We start from the raw sequence: 25,018 nt of genomic DNA on the forward strand, positions 1-25,018 counted from the left end.
TGGAAATTCTAAAGACAAACATAACATGAATCGTAGCAAAAGCGTATTGTTATTGATCGGCCTGGTGGTATTGACCACCCGTATACTGGCGCAGGCGCCCGCCTGGACGGAAGTGGCCCCCGGTGTTTGGAAAGCCGTCATTGGCAAGCCCGAAGCATTTGACCTGTTGAAAGCTGCTGGCGCAGCGCCCAATAAAGAGGGACTGGCTGGCGTAGGAAAATCGGGCTTTCCGCTTTCTAAAACTGAAATAGCCGCCCGCGTACAGGATGGGAAAACCTATCTGCGTTTCCCCTTGCAAAAAGAAGAGCAGGTGTATGGTTTCGGTTTGAACTTTCAAACCGTACACCAACGTGGTAAAATTCTCCAGCTGCACGTAGATCATTTTGGGGGTAAGGACAATGGCCGTACCCATGCGCCTACACCTTTCTATGTGTCATCACTTGGTTATGGAGTGTTCATCAATGCAGCGCGATACCTTAACGTCTATGCAGGAACAGGCGTTCGCACAGACAGTAAAACGCCTCCTGTAGCCAAAGATCGCAATACAGATAAAACCTGGGCTTCCCGTCCTTACTCGGATGCCGTTGAAATTTTGGTGCCTGCAGGTGGGGTAGAAGTGTACCTCTTCGCTGGCCCCACTGCACTCGATGCCGTTCGCCGTTTCAATCTCTATCAGGGTGGTGGTTGCCTGCCCCCGCGCTGGGGACTTGGTTTTACGCAGCGCGTGCAAAGGCTTTATGATGCAGATGGTGTAAAGAAAGAAGCGAATGATTTTGAAGAGAAAGGATTCCCCCTCGATTATATTGGCCTGGAACCCGGCTGGCAAAGCAAATCATACCCCTGCACCTTCGAATGGGATAAGTCGAGGTTTCCGCAGCCCAAACAGTTTGTGCAGGAAATGCTGGACAAAGGCATTCGTCTCAACCTCTGGCTCAATCCTTATGTATCGCCCGATGCATCGATCTACAAATCCATATTGCCATATACAGGTTCGCATACCGTATGGGTGGGCGCCGTGCCCGACTTCACTTCCCCGCAGGCGCGTAATATCTTCTTTGGTCAGTTAAAGAAGGATCAGGTGGGTATTGGTGTGAGCGGTTACAAGATCGATGAAGTGGATGGGTACGATCATTACCTGTGGCCCGATGTGGCGACCTTCCCCTCGGGCAATAGCGCCGAGCAATTACGTCAAACTTACGGTGTATTGGCGCAACGGTATAGTACCGATATGTACAGACAGCAAAATAGCCGCACTTTCGGACTGGTGCGTGCTTCCAATGGTGGCGCTGCCTCTTTCCCCTATGTGATCTACAATGACTATTATAACCACGAAGACTTTATCACCGCGCTCATCAATAGTGGCTTTGCCGGTGTATTGTGGACGCCCGAAGTGCGTGCCTCCAAAACGGGCGAAGAGTGGTTGCGTCGGTTTCAAACCGTGATCTTTTCGCCCATGGCGATGATCAATGCCTGGTCGAGCGGTACCAAGCCCTGGACCTATCCCGAAGTGGCGGAGCAGGTAAAACAACATGCTTTGCTGCGCATGCAAATGATGCCTTACTGGTATTCGGAGTTTGCCAAATATCATTTCGAAGGCACGCCGCCTTTTAGGGCTATGAACCTGGAGCCAGGCTTCAAACAGGAAACAAAGAAAGAAGCCGTGAATGAGAATCTTGAACAGAATCCATACGCGGAAGCGGCTTCGAAAGAGATCAAAGATCAATACATGGCGGGCGAATACCTGTTGGTGGCTCCCTTGTTCACCGGACAAACAACCCGCAAAGTAATATTGCCAAAAGGTAAGTGGTACGATTTCTATACCGGCGCCTACGTGGGCAATGGTGAGGTGATCAGCGTAACGCCCGGCCTCGATAAAATACCCGTATACGTGAAAGACGGAGGCATCATTCCGATGATGCCGGCGAGACTTCATGCGCCCAAAGCTGGTGAAGTGGTTGACATCGAGATCCGTTATTACGGAGAAAAGCCCTGCACTTACAAACTGTATGATGATGATGGCGAAACCTTCAACTATGAAAAGGGCGCTTATAGCTGGCGGACCATCACCGTATCGAAGGATGCGGCCGGACAAGTTAAGGGAAACATAACGGCGCCCGTAACCGGTAAGCCCAATACGATCGGTAAAGTGACCTTTACCGGCATGACGAAATAATAACCCGGTGCCGGCGCGGAAGCGCCGGCACCGGTAGTTCTAATACAACGATTATGCATTGGAAAATAGAAATCGATAGATCCATCACCGGACAGTGCGCGATCGCCTTCGCCATGCTGCGCAGGTGGCGTAAGCTATGGTGGACAGGTGTACTGTTGATCATAGCTTCAATGGCCACGGGGCAACAGGCTATTGATTATACCAGGGTTATTTCGAAGACCCTGCGTAAGCAGGTGTTGAAGGAAGCGGCCTGGGCCATGCAACAGGAGCCGGTTACCGTTACGGCTGATCATTCCCCTCGCAGCGCAGGCGGTCGGCACGATTTCTATTCCGAAGGCGATTACTGGTGGCCCAATCCCGTTTCCTCCGATAGCCCCTACGTACAAAAGGACGGCATGACGAATCCCGGCAATTTCGTGGCCCACCGGCTGGCGATGATACGTTTCAGTCGTATCATGGGTGCACTGGCATCGGCTTATAAGATCACCGGCGATCAAAAGTATGTAGTACAGGCGCTGAAGCATTGCCGGGCCTGGTTTGTCGATACGGCTACGTTGATGAACCCTAATCTGCTGTATGCGCAGGCCATCAAAGGGCGGGCTACCGGCCGGGGTATTGGTATCATTGATACCATTCATTTTATGGAAGTGGTACAGGCCCTGACAGCCATGCAACAGGCTGCTGCAATGGATGCGGCGGTACTGACAGGCGCAAAGAGCTGGTTTGAGCGATACCTGCAATGGCTAACCACCGACCAGTACGGCAAAGATGAAATGAATGCTACCAATAACCATGGCACCTGTTGGGTGATGCAGGTGGCGGCATTTGCAAAATTCACCGGCAATAACACCTTGCTGGAGTTTTGCAGCAACCGCTACAAGACGGTTTTGCTACCCAACCAAATGGCTGCGGATGGTAGTTTTCCGCAAGAGTTGAGAAGGACGAAACCCTATGGTTATTCCCTGTTCAACCTCGATGCCATGACAACCCTTTGCCGCATCCTGTCGACTAAGGAAAATGACCTGTGGGCTTTTCAAACAGCCGATGGCCGCTCGATGAGGAAGGGTATTGAATATCTCTATCCCTTTGTGGCCGATAAAGGGAAATGGCCTTTTAAACAGGATGTGATGTATTGGGAGAACTGGCCCGTAGCGCATCCCTTCCTGGTATTTGGTGCCCAGGCCTATGGTAAAAAGGAGTGGCTGGCTACCTGGCAAAAGCTCGACCATGCGCCGTCGGTAGAAGAAGTGATCCGTAACCTGCCGGTGCGTAACCCATTGATCTGGTAGTGCTGGTTTGTAGAGCGGAGCGATCATCAACTACAAAATAATCAAGCGGATAATGACATTGACATATAAACATATCTGGAACACACTGTTGCTTTCATCGGTCGTTGGCTTGTCTGCACAGGCACAAACAGCCGGCGACGAAGACAAGGAAATGTTCAATCGCGCCAAAGCACGCGATCAGGAAGCGATTGATGCCGCTGTAAAAGAGTGGTGGACGAGTTCAATGAAAACGCACGATCAGCGCATACAATGGTGGCGCGAAGCGCGTTTTGGTATGTTCATTCACTGGGGTGTTTATTCACTGCCCGGCGGCGAATGGAAAGGTAAAAAGGTGGGGGGCTATGCCGAACACCTGATGCGTAAGGAGAAGATCTCCCGGGCCGAATACCTGGGGCTCGCTCATCAGTTCAATCCCGTCAATTTTAATGCGGAGCAATGGATATTGCAGGCAAAGGCGGCCGGTATGAAGTATTTCATCATAACTGCCAAGCACCATGATGGATTTGCGATGTACAATTCGGGTGTGTCGGACTTCGATATCATCGATCAAACGCCCTTTAAGCGCGACCCCATGGCCGAACTGGCGGCGGCCTGCAAAAAGCATGGGATGCGTTTCGGGTTCTACTATTCGCATGCATTCGACTGGGAGCATCCCGATGCGCCGGGCAATGACTGGGAATTCAACAATCCCGGTGGCGACAAGCTGCTGCATGGCGGTGCACGCTGGTACGATGAGCATCCGGAATTATTGCCCAAGGCACAAAAGTATGTAGCGGAGAAAGCGATCCCGCAGATCAAGGAACTGATCAATAAATACCATCCCGATATATTGTGGTTCGATACGCCGCACAAATTGCCATTGTCGGAGAATATCCATATCCTGCAGGCCATCCGCGAAACGGATCCCAATGTGGTCGTGAACGGACGGCTGGCCAGAAGTGCGGATATCAGCTTTGGCGATTATAAGAATACGGCCGATCGTCCGGCCGAGTTCTATCCGGTGGAAGGTGATTGGGAAGCAATCCCTACCACTAATGAATCGTATGGGTACAGCAAATACGACAGTAGTCATAAATCAGTGGCATTCTTTATTCAGTTAATGGCTAAGTCGGCCTCCCGTGGTGGCAACCTGCTGATGAATATCGGTCCGAAAGGCGATGGTACTTTCGATGCAAGGGATGTAGCTATCCTGCAGGGAATCGGCGATTGGGTGAAGAAGAATTACGAGAGCGTAGGTGGAGCTGGCGCCTCGGGCATGCCTTTGCAGAATTGGGGCGTAACCACCCGAAAGGATAAGAAATTATACCTCCATGTATTTCAGTGGCCACAGAATGGTAGGCTGCAGGTGGGCTCAATGCCTGCAATGGCAAAAAAAGTATACCTGTTGGCCGATGGGGCAAAGCTGCCTTTGAAGTTTGTGCAAACTGCCACCAGTGATGGACTTACAGGCATCACGGTTAGTTTGCCTGCAAAGCCAAACGATACAACCAATACGGTGCTGGTGGTTGAGCTGGGCAACGAGCATAAGATTGGTAAGGGCGTGTTTGTGCACAGTAATATACCGCTTACACGCCTGCTCGCTTTTGATGCGGTGCAAACGGGCAAGGGATTTCAATTTGGCGATGGTAAAACCGATAAGTACTATGTAGCTGGCTGGAAACTGGCCAGTCAATGGTTGCATTGGGACCTACGGTTTGATACACCCGCTAAATATAAGATGATCATTAAATATCTTGCGGGTCCTGATGCCGGCGGTACCTACCGGGTTGAGTTGGATGGCAAGGGGCAAGAGTATAGCGTGCTGAAGGCGAAAAAGGACACAGAGGTGCAAGTGCAGGACCTGGGCGAGGTGACAGTATCGCCCGGGTCACGTCAATTGATCGTAAAGCCTGTTGCCGTAGTGGGGCAGGAGCTGATGAAAATACTGGAAATACAATTGATCAAAATCCCATAATAACGATAACATGAGAGTACTCGGAAGTTTAGCGATGGGCGTATTCATGTGTGGCGCCCTGCAGGCTCAGGTAAAATTGCCAAAGGTGTTTGCCGATGCAGAGAAACAAACGGAAGTAATGTTGAAGGCGGTGCCGCAGGCGAAAGGTGATAAGCCCGAGCTGGTATCTCCCCGTACAATAGAGAACGGTAAGTTGAAGCTGGTGGCCTCCCGCGACTGGACAAGCGGCTTCTTCCCGGGCGTGCTGTGGTTCCTGTATGAGTATACGGGCAAGCAGGAGTGGCAAACACAGGCCCGCGCTTATACTGCCAATATCGAAAGGGAGAAGACCAATGGAGGTACCCACGATATGGGTTTTAAAGTGTATTGCAGCTTTGGTACAGGCTACAGGCTTACCAATGATGCGGCTTATAAAGACGTGATCATTCAATCGGCTAAGACATTGTCAACGCGTTTCAATCCCAAAGTGGGTTGCCTTCGTTCGTGGGATCATCATAAAGAGGTGTGGGGCTTCCCGGTGATCATAGACAACATGATGAACCTTGAATTGCTGTTTGAAGCTACGCGCCTCACCGGCGACTCTTCCTTCCATAAGATCGCGGTGAGCCATGCCAACACTACGATGAAGAACCACTTCCGGGCTGACTATAGCTCTTACCATGTGATCGACTACGATACCCTAACCGGGGCGGTGGTGAAGAAGAATACCCACCAGGGGTATAGTCATGAGTCGGCCTGGTCGAGAGGACAAGCCTGGGGACTGTATGGTTATGCGATGTGTTATCGCTATACGAAAGACCCGGCTTACCTGGCGCAGGCTGAGCACATTGCTTCCTTTATCCTGAAACATCCTCATATGCCTAAGGACCTGGTACCCTATTATGATTTCGATGCGCCGGGTATACCCAATGAACCGAGGGATGCTTCAGCCGCTGCTGTGATTGCATCGGGACTGTATGAGTTGAGCGGCTATAGCAAGGAGGCAAAGTATTATCGTAAAACGGCCGATAAGATCGTGAGCAACCTTACACAGTCTTACCGTTCGCCCATCAGCGAAAACTTTGGTTTCCTGTTGTTGCATAGCACGGGTTCGAAGCCTTCCAACAGCGAAGTAGATGTGCCCTTGAACTATGCCGATTATTACTACCTGGAAGCTTTGTTGAGGGGTAGGAAGAAGTAGCGGGGAAGGAATTAAGTTCTCCCGAAGCGCTTGAAGATTCATTTTTATGTTGGATTATATAGAAAAAGCCTCCGCTCGGAGGCTTTTTCTATATAATAGTATTATGTGACGTGCTAAAGTGATCTCAACATTTTCATGAAGAAATCTGCCTGCTCCTGGGTTTTGATGACTTTTCCTAATGAAGAAGTCCCGCCTGATTTAAGGGTATACTTTACGGCAGGATAGGTGCCTTTTTTAGCCTGCTCTGCGTATTCTCGGGCCTCATTTAATATTTTCTCTTTTGAGACTTTCTGTTTCATATCATTAAAATTATGAATAATTTCTGAAAGTGAGACAATAGGGTCAGTCGTCGGATTTTAATTTGAATATGAAGTAGTTATAAAGCTTCTGAGATCTAATGGTTTCATTTTTTGAAATTCTTTTGGGAATTGATATTAAATCCTCGGGGTCGTATTCGGTTAAGTTGTCTCTCAAAATCCTTAGGTAATAATTTATACCATAGATGTCGAAGATCGTGCTCAGGTATTCGTAATTGTTTAGGATGCACCTGTAGTACATGTATGCTCGTCGCGTGTCGGAGCATTAATTTCATTTTTGTCATCAACAGGACCAAATGCGAGATTATAGACTTCAGGAAGGAAGGGGTGTTCCTCGTCGCTTATTTTTACAGCAATTTGCGAAATGCCCCCATTCGATTGAGGGCAGGAAAACATATTATAGTGCAGATTATTGTCCTTTGCTTTTAACTCGTATCGGTTCTCAAGGTCAATTTTAATGTTCAATGCCATCCGGGATATGGATTAAGGCAATAGTATACGAGTTTTCCTCAGGTTTGGTTTTGGTACCTGCAAAAGAGAGGAGGTTGAATTTGCGCGGGCCGTCGTACATTAGCCCCTCATTCCAAACCATGCGTACCAGCGTTTTTGTCATTCTTGCAATCCTTTCTATAACGGCGTGCCGTAACAAACGGACTTCACCGGGTGCGGCTGTTATCGACAAATCCGCTGTACGTGACATCGCAGGTTTGTGGTACGCAACCGACGAAACCTACGCCTTGCTGGCAAAGAAGAATTACAAACAGGACACTGTCTTTATTGAACTGCGACCAGATTCTTCTTTCAAAGTCCGCCTGCCCGACTGCCTGGATGCAGCCGCCAAAGGCGGCATGATATGGGATGCCATCGGCTCCTGGAAATTAAGACAATCCGGTAGCGCCTGGAAACTACTCCTGGCTTTTGAGAAAGGTCGCCTCTTCCGGTATCGGACATATACTGATTTTGATATATTGATGACGGATTCGGTATTGACACTTGCCCGTGTTGTCGGGAATCCGGATAAGGAAGAAATATTGCAATTCGTCCGGGCGCATTGACCGGATGGCGATAGCGTGCTTTGAACTAATGCATATCTCAATATTCCTATCTGCTAAATAACAAATTGATACATTGAATCGAATCGACCGACTCATGGGCCTCATCACCGTACTTCAATCCAGGAAGTACGTGTTGCCAGAAAAGATTGCCGAAAAATTCGGGATGAGCGTACGCACTGTTTACCGCGATGTAAAAGCCCTCAATGAGATCGGTGTACCCGTGGGCTTCGAACCCAATAAAGGTTACCATATTGCTCAGGGATTTTTTCTGCCACCCCTGCTGTTCACCACCGAGGAGGCAAATGCCCTCATTCTCTTGCAAACGCTCGCCAACCGTTTCACCGATCAGTCTATCGCCAGACACAGTACCTCAGCACTCAATAAGATCAAAGCCGTGCTGCGTTCCTATGATAAAGAAATGGCCGATCAAATGAGTACGCAGATTAATATTTATGTACCCGAAGACGAGAAAGCCGCTGCCGCCCACCTCGCCACCCTCCAGCAGGCCATCGCACAAAAGCATATCCTTCACATCAAATACGCCGATAACAAAGGCGCGCATACCGAACGAGACATTGAACCGGTGGGCCTCGTTTTCTACACCTTCCAATGGCACCTTATTGCCTGGTGCTGGCTCCGGAACGAATACCGCGATTTTAAAGTGAAGACCATCGTCAAGCTTACCAATTCCGGCAAGCCTTTTCGGAAAGAACATGCCTTCAAAGCCGAAGAATATTTAAAGTTTTTTTCTCAGCGCTGAAACTGACTGCCATAGGGTTGTCAGTGACCGGCTTTTACTTTGTGGTCAACAAAATCAGGGGAATACCCCTCGCAAAGTATAGCCATGGAACAAATTCAACTCAATGCAGCAGGCGAAGTGATCCTCACGCCTGCTGCTTCTTCTTCTCAACATGATTTCGATTTTCTGCAAGGTAGTTGGCTGGTTCATAACCGCAAGCTCAAAACAAGACTTAACGGATGTACTGAATGGGTAGAATTTCCTGCTACGCAAGAGTTTTGGAAAGTACTACAGGGAATGGGTAATACCGATCGTTTTATTACAGTGGTGGATGGTAAGCCGTTTGAAGGCCTCACACTTCGCCTGTTCAACCCGGCAACGCGCTTATGGAGCATTTACTGGGCCGATAGCAATGTGGTAGCACTTGACCCTCCTGTGCTGGGCTCCTTCCAGGATAATATTGGCCACTTCTTTACCCGGGACACCTTCAATGGTATCCCCATTATCGTACGCTTCCAATGGGATGCCACCAATCCCGCACAGCCCGTTTGGAGTCAGGCCTTTTCCAACGACCAGGGACAAACCTGGGAATGGAACTGGTATATGTATTTTACAAAGGCAGATTGAATAGGCTAGCCCGGCGTGCAGTACAATGCTGCCAATATCACTGAATAGAAAGTAAAATCAACGCGTGCAGCAACCGCAATTATTGAGTTAGTTGTGGAACAAATAGCACCGGCCCCGGCATCAACCTGCCGGAGCCGTTAGCAGCTTTTTGTTCATCCATTAACCAAATCTATGCACTGCAAAACGATTGCTTTCCTGTGTCGGCTCCTTGCCGTTATGTACTTATTGACAGCCTCTTACACCATTACTTACGCCCAGGCACCATTGGTGTCTATGCAGAATGGCAAGCTGGCCTATAACCAGTATGCCAATGAAGGCCAGCAGAATGCCGTGAACACTGTGCCCGATTTCTCCAACGCCGGTTATAAGGGTGGCGGAGTAACATTGCCCACGCTCGCTGTTGTTAAAACAGTCACTGCGCCAGCCAGCGGCGACACCCGGGCACTGATACAAGCCGCTATTGATGAAGTAAGCGCCCTTGCGCCAGATGCCAATGGTTACAGAGGCGCCGTATTACTCAAAGCAGGCATATACCCCATAGAAGGCACTGTATTCATCCGTACAGGGGGAGTCGTGCTGCGTGGTGAAGGAACCGGACTACAGGGTACTGTACTCATAGCTACCAAAAAAGAACAGCATACGCTGATTACGCTCCAGGGTGCCGGTAGCGGTTATGCTGAAGTGGCAGGTAGCCGTGTTAAGATCACCACACCTTACCTGGCCACGGGCGCCAAAACGCTCGAAGTATCGGCTGGTCATAGCATACAGGTCGGTAACAATATTGTGGTACAGCGCATGCCCAATGAAGCCTGGATCGATACGCTCGATATGCGTCAATACGGGTGGACGGCCTCCGGCTATCGCAATACCTATGAACGCAAGGTGGTAGCCGTGCAGGGAAACTCCATTACGCTTGATATTCCTATCGTCGATCCGCTCGAAGACGCCTATGGCGGTGGCGATGTATTCAAAGCCAATATCACCGGGCGCATTCAACAAAGCGGTGTTGAGAACCTGCGCATGGAATCCTTCTTTGCCAGCAACGACGATGAAAGCCATGGCTGGAACGCTGTTCAGCTCAACCGTGCCGAAAACTGCTGGGTGCGCGATGTGGTGGCCAAATACTTCGGTTATGCGGCGGTGAACATCTCCAATATGTCGCGCTACAACACCGTACAGGATTGCGCTATGATCGATCCCAAATCGGTCACCACCGGTGGCCGCAAATATTCATTCAACCTTGAAGGCAATGCCACCCTCAACCTCTTTCAGCGTTGCATGACCTGGGGTGGCCGCCACGATTTCGTAACAGGCTCCCGTGTACCGGGTCCCAACGTTTTCCTCGATTGTATGGCCGATAACACGCAGTCCGACATAGGCCCGCACCACCGCTGGTCTGCAGGCCTGTTGTTCGATAATATTTACGGCGGACAAATACATGTTCAAAATCGCAAAGCATCGGGCAGCGGCCATGGTTGGGCCGGTGCGCAAACCATGTTCTGGAATTGTTATGCCTATAAAGGCGATATCGAAGTGGAAAGTCCCAAAACGGCTAAGAACTGGGGCATCGGTTGCATTGGCCCCAAACAAACCAGCGGAGGTTATTGGGAAAGCTGGGGCACGCATGTATTGCCACGCAGTCTCTACCTGCAACAACTCGAAGACCGGCTCGGTGCGCAGGCTGTGCAAAATATTATAACCCCTCAACAGGTGCAGGGACGCATCTGGGATAGCCTGAAGGCCAATGCCGCCAGGATCGCCCAGGAACCTAAAGTGCCGGTAGGCACATCCGGGCCCAGTGCCTCGTTTGACATTACAGACAACGGTGGCACCATCACCGGTCAATATCCCAACACTACCAAGCCTTCGGAAGATGTGCCCAGCCTCATCGATAATGCTACGAATACAAAGTACTTCCGTAGTGGTCGTACCAACCTCTGGGTCCAGTATCAATCGACTGTGCCGGCAATCATTACCCGTTATACCATCTCTTCAGCCAACGATGTGCCCGAGCGCGACCCTAAAAACTGGAAGCTGTCTGCGTCGAACGACGGCGTCAACTGGCTGGTGCTCGATAGCCAGGTCAACCAAACCTTCGCCAGCCGTTTGCTGACCAAAACTTATAAGATCGATACCAACGTAACTGCCTTTTCTTACTACAGGCTCACCATCACCGCCAACAATGGACAAACCGGTACCCAGTTCTCCGAATGGGAGTTGTTTGAAAGAAGGATACAACATATTTCGATGGGCGACATACCGGATCAAACCTTTGGCGATGATCCTTTTGAAGTGGTCACCAGCAGCAATGCCGGATTGCCCGTGACGGTAGAAGTACTGTCTGGCCCCGGCATCCTGGCCGATTCATTCGTTACCATCACCGGTGCAGGTGCCATTCTGCTGCGCGCCAGTCAGCCGGGTAATGACCAGTATTTTCCCGCCAGCATAGAAAAGCAGGTGATCGTGAATAAAGCCCTGCAAACGGTACACATCAACGAAGTGGCGGCAAAGATATTTGGCGATGCGCCTTTCGAGCTGAGTGCCACTGCCAGCACTGGTCTGCCGCTGGTATTGGAAGTAACGGGACCTGCAACGCTCGCGGCTAATACTGTTTCAATAAAAGGTGCAGGCACCATAAGGGTCACAGCTACACAGCCGGGTAATGATAATTATGAAGCAGCTACTGCCGAACAGTCCATTATAGTTAATAAAGCCACACAGACTATTTCATTTGGCGCTCTTGCTCCCAGGTTGAAGAATGAGACCGTGAACCTGGTTGCCACGGCCACCAGCGAGTTGCCTGTTGCCTTTAAGCTAATGTCAGGTGCCGGTACTTTAACGGGCAATTCTCTTAAGCTGAATGATGAAGGGTTGGTGACGGTACAGGCTGAGCAGGCCGGTAATGAGAATTACGAAGCTGCTGCCCCCGTACAGCAAACCATCCTGGTATTGGGACTCGACTATCTCAAGCCAGGTGTTGGGGTGCTGGTGTATCCCAATCCTACCACCGGACCGCTCAAGGTAAAAGTGGTCAGGAAGCCAGAGCGCAGCTATTCCTTTCTTCTCATCGATCGCAATGGCGTGGTAGTGGCATCAGCCAATCTGCCGGCCGGTAGCAGCACCAATGAAGTGAATTTCAAGCTCGCCGGCAAAATAAACGGCCTTTACTTCCTGCATGTAACAGATGGGTACGAAAAGTCGGTAAGGATCATCGTGAAGTACTGATCGCAACATCGTGGATCATGAATAGCGCCCCGCTCCGGCGGGGCTTTTCTCATTACAATGACGTTAGTTGAGGTCTTTGCTGCGTATGGTATTTTATCTGTCCTGAACTGTCCTGATATTTTGCTAATAACGTTGAATGCTATGCCAAATGCTGCAGTACAAATCGCTCAAATCAATTCTAATTTGCTGCTACAACGATTGCCAATACTAACTACCGTATGCCATATACGCTGCGTTATATTATTCTCCCGCATTTATCCCAAACTAACATAACCAAATGTAATGCTTATGATCAGAAAGTTACTGTGCATAACAGGGTTCCTCCTGTTGTGGTGTGCCGCTTTGCACGCCCGGCAAAATAACCTGTCGCCGGTGTCGCCACCCACCGCTGGCGTTCCGGAACCGAATCGGCCTGCTTTAAAAGAAGTGCGGGGAACGGTCTCCGACTCGGCCGGCGTATTGGCTGGGGTATCGGTGTCCGTAAAAGGACAGGACAATGTAGGCACCACTACCGATCTCAGCGGTAAATATATCCTCAATGTGCCCGATGAAAATGCCGTACTCATTTTTACGATGGTCGGATACGATAGCCAGGAATTGCCGGTGCGGGGCAAGGATGTCATCAATGTAAAGATGTTACGATCCTCCAATTCCATGAACGATGTGGTTGTCGTGGCATTTGGCAAACAAAAGAAACGGGAGGTCGTTGGTTCGGTTACCTCCATCACTCCCAGCGAGTTGAAGATACCCTCCAGCAATCTCACCAATGCGCTGGCAGGCCGCCTGGCCGGGATGATCGCTTATCAGCGTTCGGGTGAGCCAGGGCGCGATAACGCCGAATTCTTTATCCGCGGTGTAACCACCTTCGGTTACAAAAGAGATCCGTTGATCCTGATCGACAATGTGGAGTACACTACCAGCGATCTGGCGCGCCTGCAACCAGATGATATCGCCAGTTTTTCAATCATGAAGGACGCTACCGCCACGGCACTGTATGGAGCACGCGGCGCCAACGGCGTTATCCTCATCACGACCAAGGAAGGTAAACAAGGCAAAGCAAAGATTGCCCTGCGGGTAGAGAACTCGCTCTCGTCGCCCACTCAGAATGTAGACCTGGCCGATCCCGTTACTTACATGACCCTCGAAAATGAGGCCAACGCTACCAGGGGTAACCTGATCCTTCCTTATACACAGGCCAAGATTGAGAATACGGCATCAGGTAAGAACCCTGTCGTGTTTCCCACCACCGACTGGCGCAAGATGCTGTTTAAAGATCATACCATGAACCAGCGGGCCAATTTCAGCGTAAGCGGCGGCGGCCAGGTAGCCACCTATTTTGTGTCGGCTTCCTTCAATAAAGACAATGGCGTGCTCAACGTCGACAAGCGCAATAATTTCAATAACAACATCGATCTCCGCACCTATACCCTCCGGTCGAATGTGAACATGAAGATCACCAAAACAACCGATGCCTGGGTAAGGTTGTACGGACGCTTCGACGACTACAAAGGCCCCATCGATGGCGGGAAAGGGTTGTATGAAAAAGTAATGCGTACCAATCCTGTCCTCTTCCCGGCCTGGTATCCGGTGGATGAGGAGCATAAAACAACCAATCATATCCTGTTCGGTAACTACGACAGGGGCGATTACCTCAACCCCTATGCCGACCTCGTAAGAGGCTATAAAGACGAGTCGAACTCGCTCATGATGGCACAGGTAGAGCTGAATCAAAGCCTTTCCTTTATAACGCAGGGCCTCGCTTTTAAAGGAACACTCAATACCAATCGCCGCTCCAACTTCGATGTAGCCAGGGCCTACAGGCCGTTCTATTATAATGTCGGGTCTTACGACAAGTTTAATAATACCTACAAGATCTACAATATCAACCCCGATCAGGGAACCGATTTCCTCGATTATGCCGAAGGGGATAAGAACGTGTTGTCGATGTTCAACTTTCAGGGTTTGCTGAACTATAGCCGCCTGTTTAATGACAAACACCAGGTGAGCGGCCTCATCGTATTCCTGGCGCAGAACCAGCTGGAAGGAAATGCCAGTTCGCTGCAGAACTCATTACCAAGCCGTAACCTCGGCCTCTCCGGAAGGGCTACCTATGGATACGATAATAAATACTTCGCTGAATTCAATTTTGGATACAATGGCTCCGAACGTTTTCATGAAGCAGAGCGTTTTGGATTCTTCCCTTCAGCGGGACTTGCCTGGTATGTCTCCAACGAACCCTGGTTCGACGGGATCAAGCTGCCTGTTACCAAATTAAAACTGCGCGGTACCTATGGATTGGTAGGCAACGATGCCATCGGTAATAAAGACGATCGTTTCTTCTACCTCTCCAATATCAACATGAACAGTGCTGCCAACGGCGCCAGCTTCGGAACCGATGGTGGCTACAGCCGACCCGGTATTTCAGTAAGCCGGTACGATAATCCATTCATTACCTGGGAAACCTCCGAAAAAGGCAACGTTGCCATGGAGCTGGGCTTATTCGATAAAGTAGAGGTCATTGCCGAATACTGGTGGGAGCATCGCTACAATATCCTTATGAACCGTACTATTCCCAAAACACTTGGCCTGCAAGGTTCACCGCCCAAAGCCAACGTGGGCGAAGCGCGTGCACAGGGAATTGATATATCTATCGATTATTCCGAAAGGATCGGCAGCGACTGGATCATCAATGCCCGTGGCAATTTCACGTATGCTACCAGCCAATTCGATGTGTACGAAGAGCCTAAATACGATGATGCTTATTTGTCGTACGTAGGGAAGAAGATATCCCAGCAAAGAGGGTATATCGCCGAGCGCCTGTTTGTGGATGATGAAGAAGTGCGCAGCTCGCCCTTCCAGGATGCCAATACCCGGGGAGGAGATATCAAGTTTCGCGATGTGAATGGCGACGGACAGATCACCACCCTCGACCAGGTATTCATCGGCCATCCCACTACGCCGGAAATTACTTATGGATTTGGCGTATCGTCCAAATACAAAGGGTTCGATTTCTCGCTTTTCTTCCAGGGATCTGCGCGCTCTTCCTTCTGGATCGACGTAGTATCCACTTCTCCATTTGTCGATATCGATGGTACACCCGGTATTAAATCGCAAAACCAGCTGTTGAAAGCCTATGCCGATAATCATTGGTCCGAGGAGAACAGGAACCTTTATGCCTTATGGCCCAGACTCAGTCCCGTTGTGCATAGCAACAACGTGAAAACAAGTACCTGGTTCATGCGCAACGGCGCCTTCCTGCGGCTTAAACAGGTAGAGGCTGGTTATACATTCTCTAAACGCCTGCTGCAAAGAATGAAAATGGACAACTGCCGCATTTATGTAAATGCCAACAACCTGTTATCCTTTAGCCACTTCAAACTGTGGGATATCGAAATGGCAGGCGAAGGGTTGGGTTACCCGGTACAGCGGGTCCTCAACCTCGGTATACAACTCGGTTTTTAAGGAAGAAAAGTGTCGTGTAAAATTAAATCATCATGAAATCATTCAAGCTATACGGCGTGCTGCTCTTGTTGCTGACGACAGGCGCCTGTAAAAAATACCTCGATGTGGTGCCCGACAATGTGGCCACCATCGATAATGCCTTCACCCTCCGGTCTTCGGCCGAACGTTACTTGTTTACCTGTTATTCCTATATGCCGCGTTCCGGTAGTTTTAATGATAACCCGGCCATGAATGCAGGCGACGAATTGTGGTACATGTTCCCTTCAAAAGACATCAATACCAATTTCTGGAACATCGCCCGGGGGGAGCAGAATGCCTCCTCGCCGCTGGGCAATTTCTGGGAAGGCACCAATAGCGGCCGGCCTTTATTTACGGGCATCCGCGATTGTAATATCTTCCTCGAAAACATTCACCATGTGCCCGATATGGACCGTTTTGAGAAAGACCGCTGGAGCGCCGAAGTGAAGTTTCTCAAAGCCTATTACCATTTTTATCTCCTGAGGATGTATGGTCCCATACCTGTAACGAAGGTCAATCTGCTCGTTGGCAGTAAGCCCGAGGCGGTGAAGGTGTACCGGGATCATGTCGATAGCGGCTTCAATTACGTGGTGCAGCTGCTCGATGAGGTTATGGAGAATGAACAATTGCCCGATCGCATCGTAGGTACGGAAGCCACCGAGCTGGGCCGCATCACCAAGAGCATTGTAACGGCCTTTAAGGCAAAAGTGCTGGTAACGGCTGCCAGTCCGCTGTTCAATGGTAACACGGAATATGCCGGCATGAGTGATCCCAAGAGTGGAGGTAAACCGCTCTTCAATACCACCCTCGATCCGCAGAAATGGGCAAGGGCGGCAGAAGCCTGTAAACAAGCGATAGAGTTTTGTCATACCAACGGGTACTCCCTGTACAAGTATACCGGTGCTGCATACAACCTCGTGCCCGAAACAAGGCGGCAACTGGATATTCGTGGTGCGGTAACCGATAAGGAATTCAATTCGGAAGTCATCTGGCACAACACGCTCAGCAGGGCAGGGGATATCCAGCGCTGGTGTATGCCGCTCATCAATGCAGGTACAGCTAGCAGTGGCCCCAAGGGGATCATCGCACCGCCTATTAAAATGGCCGAGCTGTTCTATAGCAAGAACGGCGTGCCCATCGATCAGGATATCACGTACGACTATAGCAACCGTTACGCGTTGCGTAAAGCCGTAAATGCAGAACGTTTTTATGTAAAGCCGGGAGAGGAAACGGTCCAGTTACATTACGATCGCGAGCCGCGCTTTTATGCTAACCTTGGTTTTGACCGGGGCATCTGGTACGGCAACTGGATTAATAATTATGATACCACCGGTCTGGCTGTGATCCGTGCGCGCAAAGGAGAAACTGCCGCCCGCCAGGGCATCAGTAACTTTTCCATTACTGGATACTGGATCAAAAAATTGGTTGGCATCACTACCGCCTGTGCGGCCGACGGTGCTATGACTACTGTACAATATCCCTGGCCTGAGATGCGGCTGGCCGATCTGTACCTGCTGTATGCCGAAGCCCTGAACGAAGCAGGTGGTCCCTCGTCGGGAGCCCTCGAATGGATTAACCTGGTAAGAGCACGCGCAGGCTTAAAGACAGTAGAAGAGTCATGGTCCAATTATGCCCGCGAAAACGCCAAATTCAGTTCTAAAGCCGGCCTGCGTGATATCATTCAACAGGAGCGCCTCATAGAACTGGCCTTTGAAGGACAGCGCTTCTGGGACCTCCGCCGCTGGAAACTTGCGCACGAAGTGCTCAACCGCCCTATCAAAGGTTGGGATATCGAACAGCTTGATCCGGCAGCGTATTACAAGGAAGTGTTGCTATTCAACCAAACCTTCCGCATGCGCGAATACTTCTGGCCCATTTCCATCAATGAGCTGCTGACCAACAGGAACCTTGTACAAAATACAGGATGGTAAAACCTTAAAACCGAAACGATGAAACGCATCAATATACTTTTGGCCGCAACGATGTTGATCATGGTGGCAGCCTGCAAAGAAGAAATACTAGGACCTACCGGCGATGGCAATGCTCCGGCGCCGGTTACCAATACGCTGGTCGAGAACCTGCCGGGTGCAGCAAAGATCAGCTATACGCTGCCCAAAGACCCCAACCTCCTCTACGTAAAAGCCGTGTACGAGATCAATGGGGTAAAGATGGAAGAAAGGGCATCCTATTTCAACAACAACCTCACCGTGCAGGGATTCGGCGACACCCGCGAGCGTGATGTGGTACTATATGCCGTGAGCCGAAACGAAAAACCTTCAGAGGCGGTGACGGTGAAGGTGAAGCCCCTGCCGCCGGCTATCGAAGATATTTACAACTCCTTGGTGGTGATCAATACATTCGGGGGCATCAATGTTACCTACAAGAATATTTATAAAGCAAAAGTGGTGATAGAAGTATTGCTCGATTCGGCCGGCGAATGGCGTAGCCTCGATGCGGAATACACCGAACTGCAGCAGGGTGATTTCTCTTCGCGCGGATTGCCACCCGTAGAGCGCACCTTTGGGCTCTTTGTGCGTGACCGCTGGAACAACCGATCCGACACACTGACCATTAAACGCACACCGGTACCGGAAGAATTGCTGCCGGCGCCTACCTACAAACGGAATGCATGGCCCATTCCGCAGCGGGCGCCCTTGCCGGCCTCCGGACTGCCCATGGTTAGCCCGGGCAACCTCAGCAGCTGGACCTTTGATAAGATGTTCAACGATATCATCTCATCGGGCGATGGATTCCATACCAACGAAAAGCTGGACCAACCCATCTGGCTGCCCTTCGATCTGGGACGCACGACCAAGCTCAGCCGGTACAAAATATGGCAGCGCCAGGCAGGCTATATCTACAACCACGGGAATCCCCACCGCTGGGAACTCTGGGGTTCCAATAATCCCACTGATACCAGTAGCTGGGTGCTGCTAGGCTCGTACGTAATGGCTAAACCATCCGGGGGCGAATCGCCGGGTGCCGAAACATCGCAGGATGCCGATGTAGCAGCAGCGGGACAGGAGTATGATTTCCTGGTGTCGGCGCCCGCCGTGCGGTATGTTGCCTGGAAGAACATCGATAGCTGGGGCAATATCGGAGGCGAAAAAGGTTTCTTCCACTTGACAGAAATGAAGATCTGGGGTCAAAGGCAATAGCTTCCCCAGGGTCTGAAAATTTATAACCAATAATTCAATAAGATCATGCGTGGATCTTTAAAATACTTCGGCCTGTTGATGGGCGCAGCTTGCCTGTTTGCCTGTAGCAAGATGGAAGACTACACCAAAGAATTTACGAAGAATGGGGAGATCGTTTATACCGGCAGAGCCGATTCACTGAAAGTGTATCCCGGCCGCAACAGGATCGGCTTGTCCTGGTTGCTGCTCTCGGATCCGTCCATAGTACAATGCAAGGTGTTCTGGAACGATGGGGCCGATTCGGTCACCATACCGGTTAAGCGAACCAATAATGTCGATACGATAAAAGTGGTGCTGGATAAAATGAGCGAAAAAGCCTACACTTTCGAGATCTATACGTACGATGGTCAGGGACATTCATCGGTAAAGGTTGATACCATTGGCATGGTGTATGGCGATCACTATGCGGGTGCACTGTTCAACCGCCCTTTGAAGACGATCGCCTACAGTGCCGATACGGCCAGGCTCGAATGGTCGGGCGCCTCGGCACAATGCGTAAAGGTCGATATCCGGTATACCGGCGTGTCTGGAGCGCAATACAAAGTAGCAGTATGGCCCCTGGATAAAGCCACTAAACTGCCCGATTTCAAAAAAGGATTGTCCTTCGAATACAGGACCTCCTATTTGCCGGCTAAAATGGCCATAGATACCTTTCACACAGCTTTCGAGTCGAAGATCGTTCCATAAATCCAGCAGGTTACAAGGTGTTGCTGGTATACAGGCCTTCCGCATTTGCGGAGGGCCTTTTTGATGCAGTCAGGTAGCCGAGTGGGGGAGGATCGCAGCTGTGTAATCTGTCCTGAACTGTCCTGATATTATGCTAATAGAATTGAATAGTATGCCAAAAACTGAATCTGGGTTACGGGATATCTGGGTAATTTGCTGTTCATTACGGATACTGTTTTCTAAATTAATTGCACCCATGATAAGACGCTTTATTTGCTTGCTATCGGCATCCTGCATCCTGTACACCGCCAAGGCCCAGCCTTCGCCAGCCGTTTCCAAAGAACAACGTATGGAATGGTGGCGCGAGGCCCGTTTTGGTATGTTCATCCATTGGGGAGTGTATGCCGTGCCCGCCGGAACCTACAAAGGTCAAAAGATCAATCGCATTGGCGAATGGATCATGAACCGGGGAAAGATTCCGGTGGCAGATTACCAACAATTTGCCCGCGAGTTCAATCCCGTACAATACGATGCCGATGCCTGGGTACGCCTGGCAAAAGAGGCTGGTATGAAGTATATCGTCATTACCGCCAAGCACCATGATGGCTTTGCACTCTTCGACAGCAAAGCCAGTAAATGGGATATCGCCGATGCTACGCCCTATGGAAAAGACCTGCTGAAGCCCCTGGCCGAAGCCTGTCGCAAGTACGGTGTTAAATTAGGGTTCTATTATTCTCATGCGCAGGACTGGAACAATCCCGGCGGCGCAGCGGCTCGTAAAGTTGCCTCCGAAGGTTGGGCCAATCCCGATTCGGCCCGCATCGATGCGTATACCGCTGCCAACAAAGGACACTGGGATCCCGCACAAACTACCAAAACGATGGCGCAATACATCGATGAAGTGGCTGTACCTCAGGTAAGGGAACTCCTGAGCAACTACGGCGACGTAGCGGTTCTGTGGTGGGATACGCCAACCGATATGACAGACACATTTGCCGAAAAGTTCAATGAAGTGCTCAAGCTTCAGCCCAATATCATCACCAACGACCGGTTGAAACGTCCCAACTTTGCCGGCGATTACACCACCCCCGAGCAGCGTATCCCCAAAGTAGGAGAGATGGATGGAAAAGATTGGGAAACCTGTATGACGATGAATGGCTCCTGGGGATATAAGAGCTACGACAACAATTGGAAGCCCGCTACAACCCTTATTCAAAATCTGATCGACATCGCTTCGAAAGGTGGTAACTACCTGCTCAATATTGGCCCCAAAGCCGATGGCTCCATACCAGCCGAAAGCATAGAACGGCTTAAGCAGGTAGGAGAGTGGATGAAGGTGAATGGTGAAGCTATCTATGGCACTGCCGGAAGTCCGCTGAAGCCACTGGCCTGGGGACGTTGTACCAGGAAAGAAGAGAACGGCAACACCGTGCTCTATCTCTCCGTATTTGAGTGGCCCGCCAATGGCAAACTGGAAGTACCGGGCATCAGCAAAAAAGTAAGCAGCGCCAAACTCCTGGCCACCGGTAAGTCGGTAAAGACAAATACCAAAGGCGATCTGTTAACGATCACCTTACCCGAAAAGGCTGTAGACCCCGTGGCATCTGTGATAAAAATTGAATTGAAGGGGAAGTTGTAGCCCCGTTTATTGATAAAGCACCAGCAGGGTCCGGCAATCGCAATCTTCGTTGCCGGACCCGCTTAAAGTTCGTTGAGCATATCAATTAATTCCCCCCTGTAAGTCTGTACCATTCCTTAAAGGCCGTAAGCTGCATCGACAGCCTACCGGGAATTATTTGCCCTTAGAGAAGGTTACATGCTGGAAAATAGCGAGACGGTATGCTGCACCAGGCAGCGTACAGGCCTGCTCATGTCCCATAGAGAACGAAATGTTGTATTCTAATCATTAATAAAACTGCCGTTATGAAATTTGCTTGCATTACTAAGCTACTATCCGTTTGGCGGATAAGAACGAACAACAGGCACCTGCTGTGCGCGGCGCTGGCCATGCTGGTGAGCTGCCTGTTGTTGCACATGCCTGCTGCTGCCCAATCGGGCGAAGGCAAAACGATAACCGTGAAAGGGGTTATCACCGGCGCAAAAGGCGCTCCCTTGGGGGGCGTTAGTTTGGTCGTGAAAGGTCTCGATAAAGCCACCATTAGCCAGGCCGATGGATCATTCTCCATCACCGTGCCGGTCAATTCAACCTTGCAGATATCGCATGTAGGGTATGCTGATTATGAAATTGTCACTACCGATAAAGACCTGCTCAGTGTGTCTGTGGCACTTACCCCCGGTAAGGCCGCTATGGATGAAGTGGTGGTTGTAGGTTACGGTACCCGCCGCAAATCGGAGATCACTGGTTCGGTGGTATCCGTGAACGAACAGTCTATCAAAGACATCCCCACTCAAAGTGTGGCATCTGCCTTGCAGGGGCGTGCGGCCGGTGTCGATATTCAAAAAGTTGGTGGCAATAGCAAGCCAGGTGCAGGTGTGTCGATACTCATACGAGGCGCACGTTCGGTACGCGCCAGCAATGCTCCTCTCATTGTTGTAGATGGAATTCCATTCGGTGGTAATTTCAACGACCTCAACCAGGATGACATCACTTCGGTAGAAATACTGAAAGATGCCTCTTCTACGGCCATCTATGGTTCACGGGGCGCCAATGGTGTAATCCTCATCAGCACACGCCGTGGTAAGAATGGCAAGCCCATCGTTTCCTACAGCGGCTATGCTGGCGTGGTAAAGTCCATCGGTCAATATCATCTCATGGATGCACAGGAATTTGCCGAACTTAAAAAGTGGGCGCGCTACTTTGGCGTATGGACCACCGGCAACAACCCGGTAAAGAAATACTCCGGACCCAATGATCCTCTGCTCATCTCCGAAGCATTTACCAATGATGAACTGGAAGGTCTCAAAGGTCCCGGCACCAACTGGCAGGATCTTATCTATAAAACAGGTATTCAAACCGATCACCAGATCGGTGTATCAGGTGGTACCGAGCAAACGCAGTACGCCATATCCGGTGGTTACTACAAAGAGACAGGCGTATTTCCTGGTCAGGAGTTCGAACGTTTCTCTATCAAGCTCAGCGTAGACCAGCAACTGGGTAAACTGTTCAGAGTAGGGTTAAGTTCACTCAATAACTATTCAACCACCCTCGGCGAAGGATTCAATCCCATGTCGCAGGCCTTGCGTGCCTCGCCATTGGTAGGCCCTTATGATAGCGACGGTATCTTGCGCAACGACTTCCTGCCCGGCAGTCAAAGCCAGGTATGGAATCCGCTGGCCGATTTCCAGCCAGGCGCCAAGTCCGAGAAAAGAAGAAGACTGGGTACTTTCACCTCAGCTTACCTCGACGTAAATCTCAGCCCTCTGCTGAAGGGTTTGAAATACCGCCTCAATGCAGGTACCGAGATCAGGACCGATGTATACGGCGCCTTCTATGCCAGCAAATCGACCAATCAGATGGGTACGCAGTCTCTCTCCAACAACCGCACCAGCAACCTCACCAGCTGGACGCTCGAGAACCTGCTCACCTATGATAATACCTTTTTTGAGAAGCATAAGGTCAACTTCACAGGTCTCTTCAGTGCACAACAGGAGCGTTCCAATAACAACGAATTTGAGAACAGGGATATCGTAGCCGATTACCTCGAATATTATAATCCCGAATATGGCTTCAACCTCACCGGTAGTGGCGGCTACTCCCAATGGGGATTGGTCTCCTATATGGGCCGTCTTAACTATGGCTACGATGATCGTTATCTGTTAACCCTCACGGTGCGTTCGGACGGTTCATCCCGCCTCGCCAAAGAAGAACAATGGCAGGTATTCCCTTCTGCGGCAGCAGCCTGGAATATCCACAATGAAAAGTTCTTCAAGGTAGATGCCATCTCCAGCCTGCGCCTGCGGGCAAGCTATGGCAGGGTAGGTAATGCTTCCATCAGTCCTTATGGAACCTTGCCCCGCCTCGGTGGTGTGGTCTACAACTTTGGCGAAACCATGAGCCGCGGTTATTACCAAACCAATGTAGGTAACAATACCCTTACCTGGGAGTATACCTCCACCGCCGAGCTGGGCCTCGACTTCGGTATACTCAATAACCGCATCTCCGGTAACCTGAACTTCTACAAAGCCTGGACCGATAAACTGCTGCTGCCAAAGGACCTGCCACCCACCAATGGTATCCAGAACTCGGTACTCACCAACGTGGGTAAAACGGAGAATCAGGGTATCGAGTTCCAGATCACCTCGGCCAACATGGTGCCCAAAGGAAGAAATAGTTTTGGCTGGACCACCGACCTTAACTTTTCCATCAACCGCGGTAAGATCACGCAACTGGCCGACGGCATCACACAGGATATCGGCAACAACTGGTTTGTTGGGCAGCCCATTGGCGTGTTTTACAATTACGTGAAAGCAGGTATCTGGCAAAACTCCAAAGCCGATTCGCTCGAGGCGGTACGCCTGGGGCAAACTACCACCGGCTCCGGTAGCGTGATCGGTGATATCCGTGTGGCCGACCTCGATGGCAATGGCGTTATCAACGACCTCGACAGGAAGATCATCGGCACCACCCAGCCCGATTGGACCGGCGGTATGACAAACCGGTTCACCTACGGAGGCTTTGATCTTACGGTAGTGGCCTTTGCAAGATGGGGAGCTATGATGAACAGCAGCCTGCATGGCGGTGGGTTTGTCAACACCTTCCAGGGTACTTACAACAATATCAAGACCCGTTACTGGACGCCCACCAATGGCGAGAATGAATATCCCAAACCCAACTATGGCCGGCAAAATCCTACCAATCTTGGCCTGCTAGGCTTCTTCGATGGCAGCTTTGTGAAGATCCGTACCATCAGCCTGGGTTATGTATTGCCGCCTTCTATCATCAAGCGGACAGGCGCCCGCAATATCAGGCTGTATGCAACAGCGAGAGATCCATTCATTCTCTTCTCTCCGTTCCGCAACAACCCATTGGGTGGCCTGGATCCCGAAGCGGGTGGCAGTGCCTCGAGCCCTACAACAGGCACCAACCTTTCTGTAGATACACCGCCTACCTGGTCGCTCATCTTCGGACTCAATGTGTCGTTCTAAACGATCAAAT

At 50.5% G+C, this 25,018-nt stretch carries 16 protein-coding genes; 14 read left to right on the plus strand and 2 right to left on the minus strand.

Going from position 1 to position 25,018, the window contains the following annotated elements:
• Nucleotides 1-25: 25 nt before the first annotated feature.
• The 4 genes from P2H89_RS32945 to P2H89_RS32960 are packed head-to-tail and all read left to right on the plus strand — an operon-like array spanning nucleotide 26 to nucleotide 6,596.
• Nucleotides 26-2,173, plus strand: a complete 2,148-nt coding sequence (locus tag P2H89_RS32945; protein WP_275835351.1) for a TIM-barrel domain-containing protein — start codon at nucleotides 26-28, stop codon at nucleotides 2,171-2,173.
• A gap of 53 nt (nucleotides 2,174-2,226) precedes the next feature.
• Nucleotides 2,227-3,462 carry an alginate lyase family protein gene (locus P2H89_RS32950; protein ID WP_275835353.1) on the plus strand — a complete coding sequence of 412 codons (1,236 nt, stop codon included), beginning with the start codon at nucleotides 2,227-2,229 and terminating at the stop codon, nucleotides 3,460-3,462.
• Nucleotides 3,463-3,514: 52 nt separating this feature from the next.
• Nucleotides 3,515-5,416 (plus strand): alpha-L-fucosidase, encoded by a 1,902-nt coding sequence (locus P2H89_RS32955; RefSeq protein WP_275835355.1) that lies wholly within the window; start codon nucleotides 3,515-3,517, stop codon nucleotides 5,414-5,416.
• Nucleotides 5,417-5,426: 10 nt separating this feature from the next.
• Nucleotides 5,427-6,596: a glycoside hydrolase family 88 protein gene (locus tag P2H89_RS32960; RefSeq protein WP_275835357.1), complete on the plus strand. Its 1,170-nt coding sequence runs from the start codon at nucleotides 5,427-5,429 to the stop codon at nucleotides 6,594-6,596.
• A gap of 113 nt (nucleotides 6,597-6,709) precedes the next feature.
• Here the strand turns inward: P2H89_RS32960 and P2H89_RS32965 are convergent, their stop codons facing one another.
• Both P2H89_RS32965 and P2H89_RS32970 read right to left on the minus strand, forming a co-directional pair.
• Nucleotides 6,710-6,895 carry a hypothetical protein gene (locus tag P2H89_RS32965; RefSeq protein WP_275835359.1) on the minus strand — a complete coding sequence of 62 codons (186 nt, stop codon included), beginning with the start codon at nucleotides 6,893-6,895 and terminating at the stop codon, nucleotides 6,710-6,712.
• A 237-nt stretch (nucleotides 6,896-7,132) separates the two neighbouring features.
• On the minus strand, nucleotides 7,133-7,384 hold the full coding sequence (locus tag P2H89_RS32970; protein WP_275835361.1) for a hypothetical protein: 252 nt from the start codon (nucleotides 7,382-7,384) through the stop codon (nucleotides 7,133-7,135).
• 119 nt (nucleotides 7,385-7,503) lie between these two features.
• Between P2H89_RS32970 and P2H89_RS32975 the strand changes: the two genes are divergently transcribed.
• The 10 genes from P2H89_RS32975 (at nucleotide 7,504) to P2H89_RS33020 (ending at nucleotide 25,008) form a co-directional block, all read left to right on the plus strand.
• On the plus strand, nucleotides 7,504-7,968 hold the full coding sequence (locus tag P2H89_RS32975; protein ID WP_275835363.1) for a hypothetical protein: 465 nt from the start codon (nucleotides 7,504-7,506) through the stop codon (nucleotides 7,966-7,968).
• Nucleotides 7,969-8,041: 73 nt separating this feature from the next.
• Entirely contained in the window at nucleotides 8,042-8,728 is a 687-nt protein-coding gene (locus tag P2H89_RS32980; RefSeq protein WP_275835365.1) for a YafY family protein, read from the plus strand.
• 84 nt (nucleotides 8,729-8,812) lie between these two features.
• Complete coding sequence (locus tag P2H89_RS32985) at nucleotides 8,813-9,334, plus strand: hypothetical protein (RefSeq protein ID WP_275835367.1); 522 nt, start codon at nucleotides 8,813-8,815, stop codon at nucleotides 9,332-9,334.
• 171 nt (nucleotides 9,335-9,505) lie between these two features.
• Nucleotides 9,506-12,559, plus strand: a complete 3,054-nt coding sequence (locus P2H89_RS32990) for a T9SS type A sorting domain-containing protein (protein ID WP_275835369.1) — start codon at nucleotides 9,506-9,508, stop codon at nucleotides 12,557-12,559.
• Nucleotides 12,560-12,847: 288 nt separating this feature from the next.
• The gene (locus tag P2H89_RS32995; RefSeq protein ID WP_275835371.1) at nucleotides 12,848-16,021 is read left to right on the plus strand and encodes a TonB-dependent receptor; all 3,174 of its coding nucleotides are present in this window, start codon (nucleotides 12,848-12,850) and stop codon (nucleotides 16,019-16,021) included.
• A 32-nt stretch (nucleotides 16,022-16,053) separates the two neighbouring features.
• Nucleotides 16,054-17,970, plus strand: a complete 1,917-nt coding sequence (locus P2H89_RS33000) for a RagB/SusD family nutrient uptake outer membrane protein (protein ID WP_275835373.1) — start codon at nucleotides 16,054-16,056, stop codon at nucleotides 17,968-17,970.
• 18 nt (nucleotides 17,971-17,988) lie between these two features.
• The gene (locus P2H89_RS33005) at nucleotides 17,989-19,197 is read left to right on the plus strand and encodes a DUF5000 domain-containing lipoprotein (protein ID WP_275835375.1); all 1,209 of its coding nucleotides are present in this window, start codon (nucleotides 17,989-17,991) and stop codon (nucleotides 19,195-19,197) included.
• A gap of 45 nt (nucleotides 19,198-19,242) precedes the next feature.
• A complete protein-coding gene (locus P2H89_RS33010) occupies nucleotides 19,243-19,923 on the plus strand; it encodes a DUF4998 domain-containing protein (RefSeq protein ID WP_275835377.1) in 681 nt (226 codons plus the stop codon).
• A gap of 235 nt (nucleotides 19,924-20,158) precedes the next feature.
• Nucleotides 20,159-21,541 (plus strand): alpha-L-fucosidase, encoded by a 1,383-nt coding sequence (locus tag P2H89_RS33015; RefSeq protein ID WP_275835379.1) that lies wholly within the window; start codon nucleotides 20,159-20,161, stop codon nucleotides 21,539-21,541.
• Between the two features lie 284 nt (nucleotides 21,542-21,825).
• Entirely contained in the window at nucleotides 21,826-25,008 is a 3,183-nt protein-coding gene (locus P2H89_RS33020; protein ID WP_275835381.1) for a TonB-dependent receptor, read from the plus strand.
• The last annotated feature ends 10 nt before the right edge of the window (nucleotides 25,009-25,018 follow it).

Origin of the sequence: Paraflavitalea sp. CAU 1676, from assembly GCF_029223285.1 — a bacterium.
GTDB lineage: Bacteria > Bacteroidota > Bacteroidia > Chitinophagales > Chitinophagaceae > Paraflavitalea.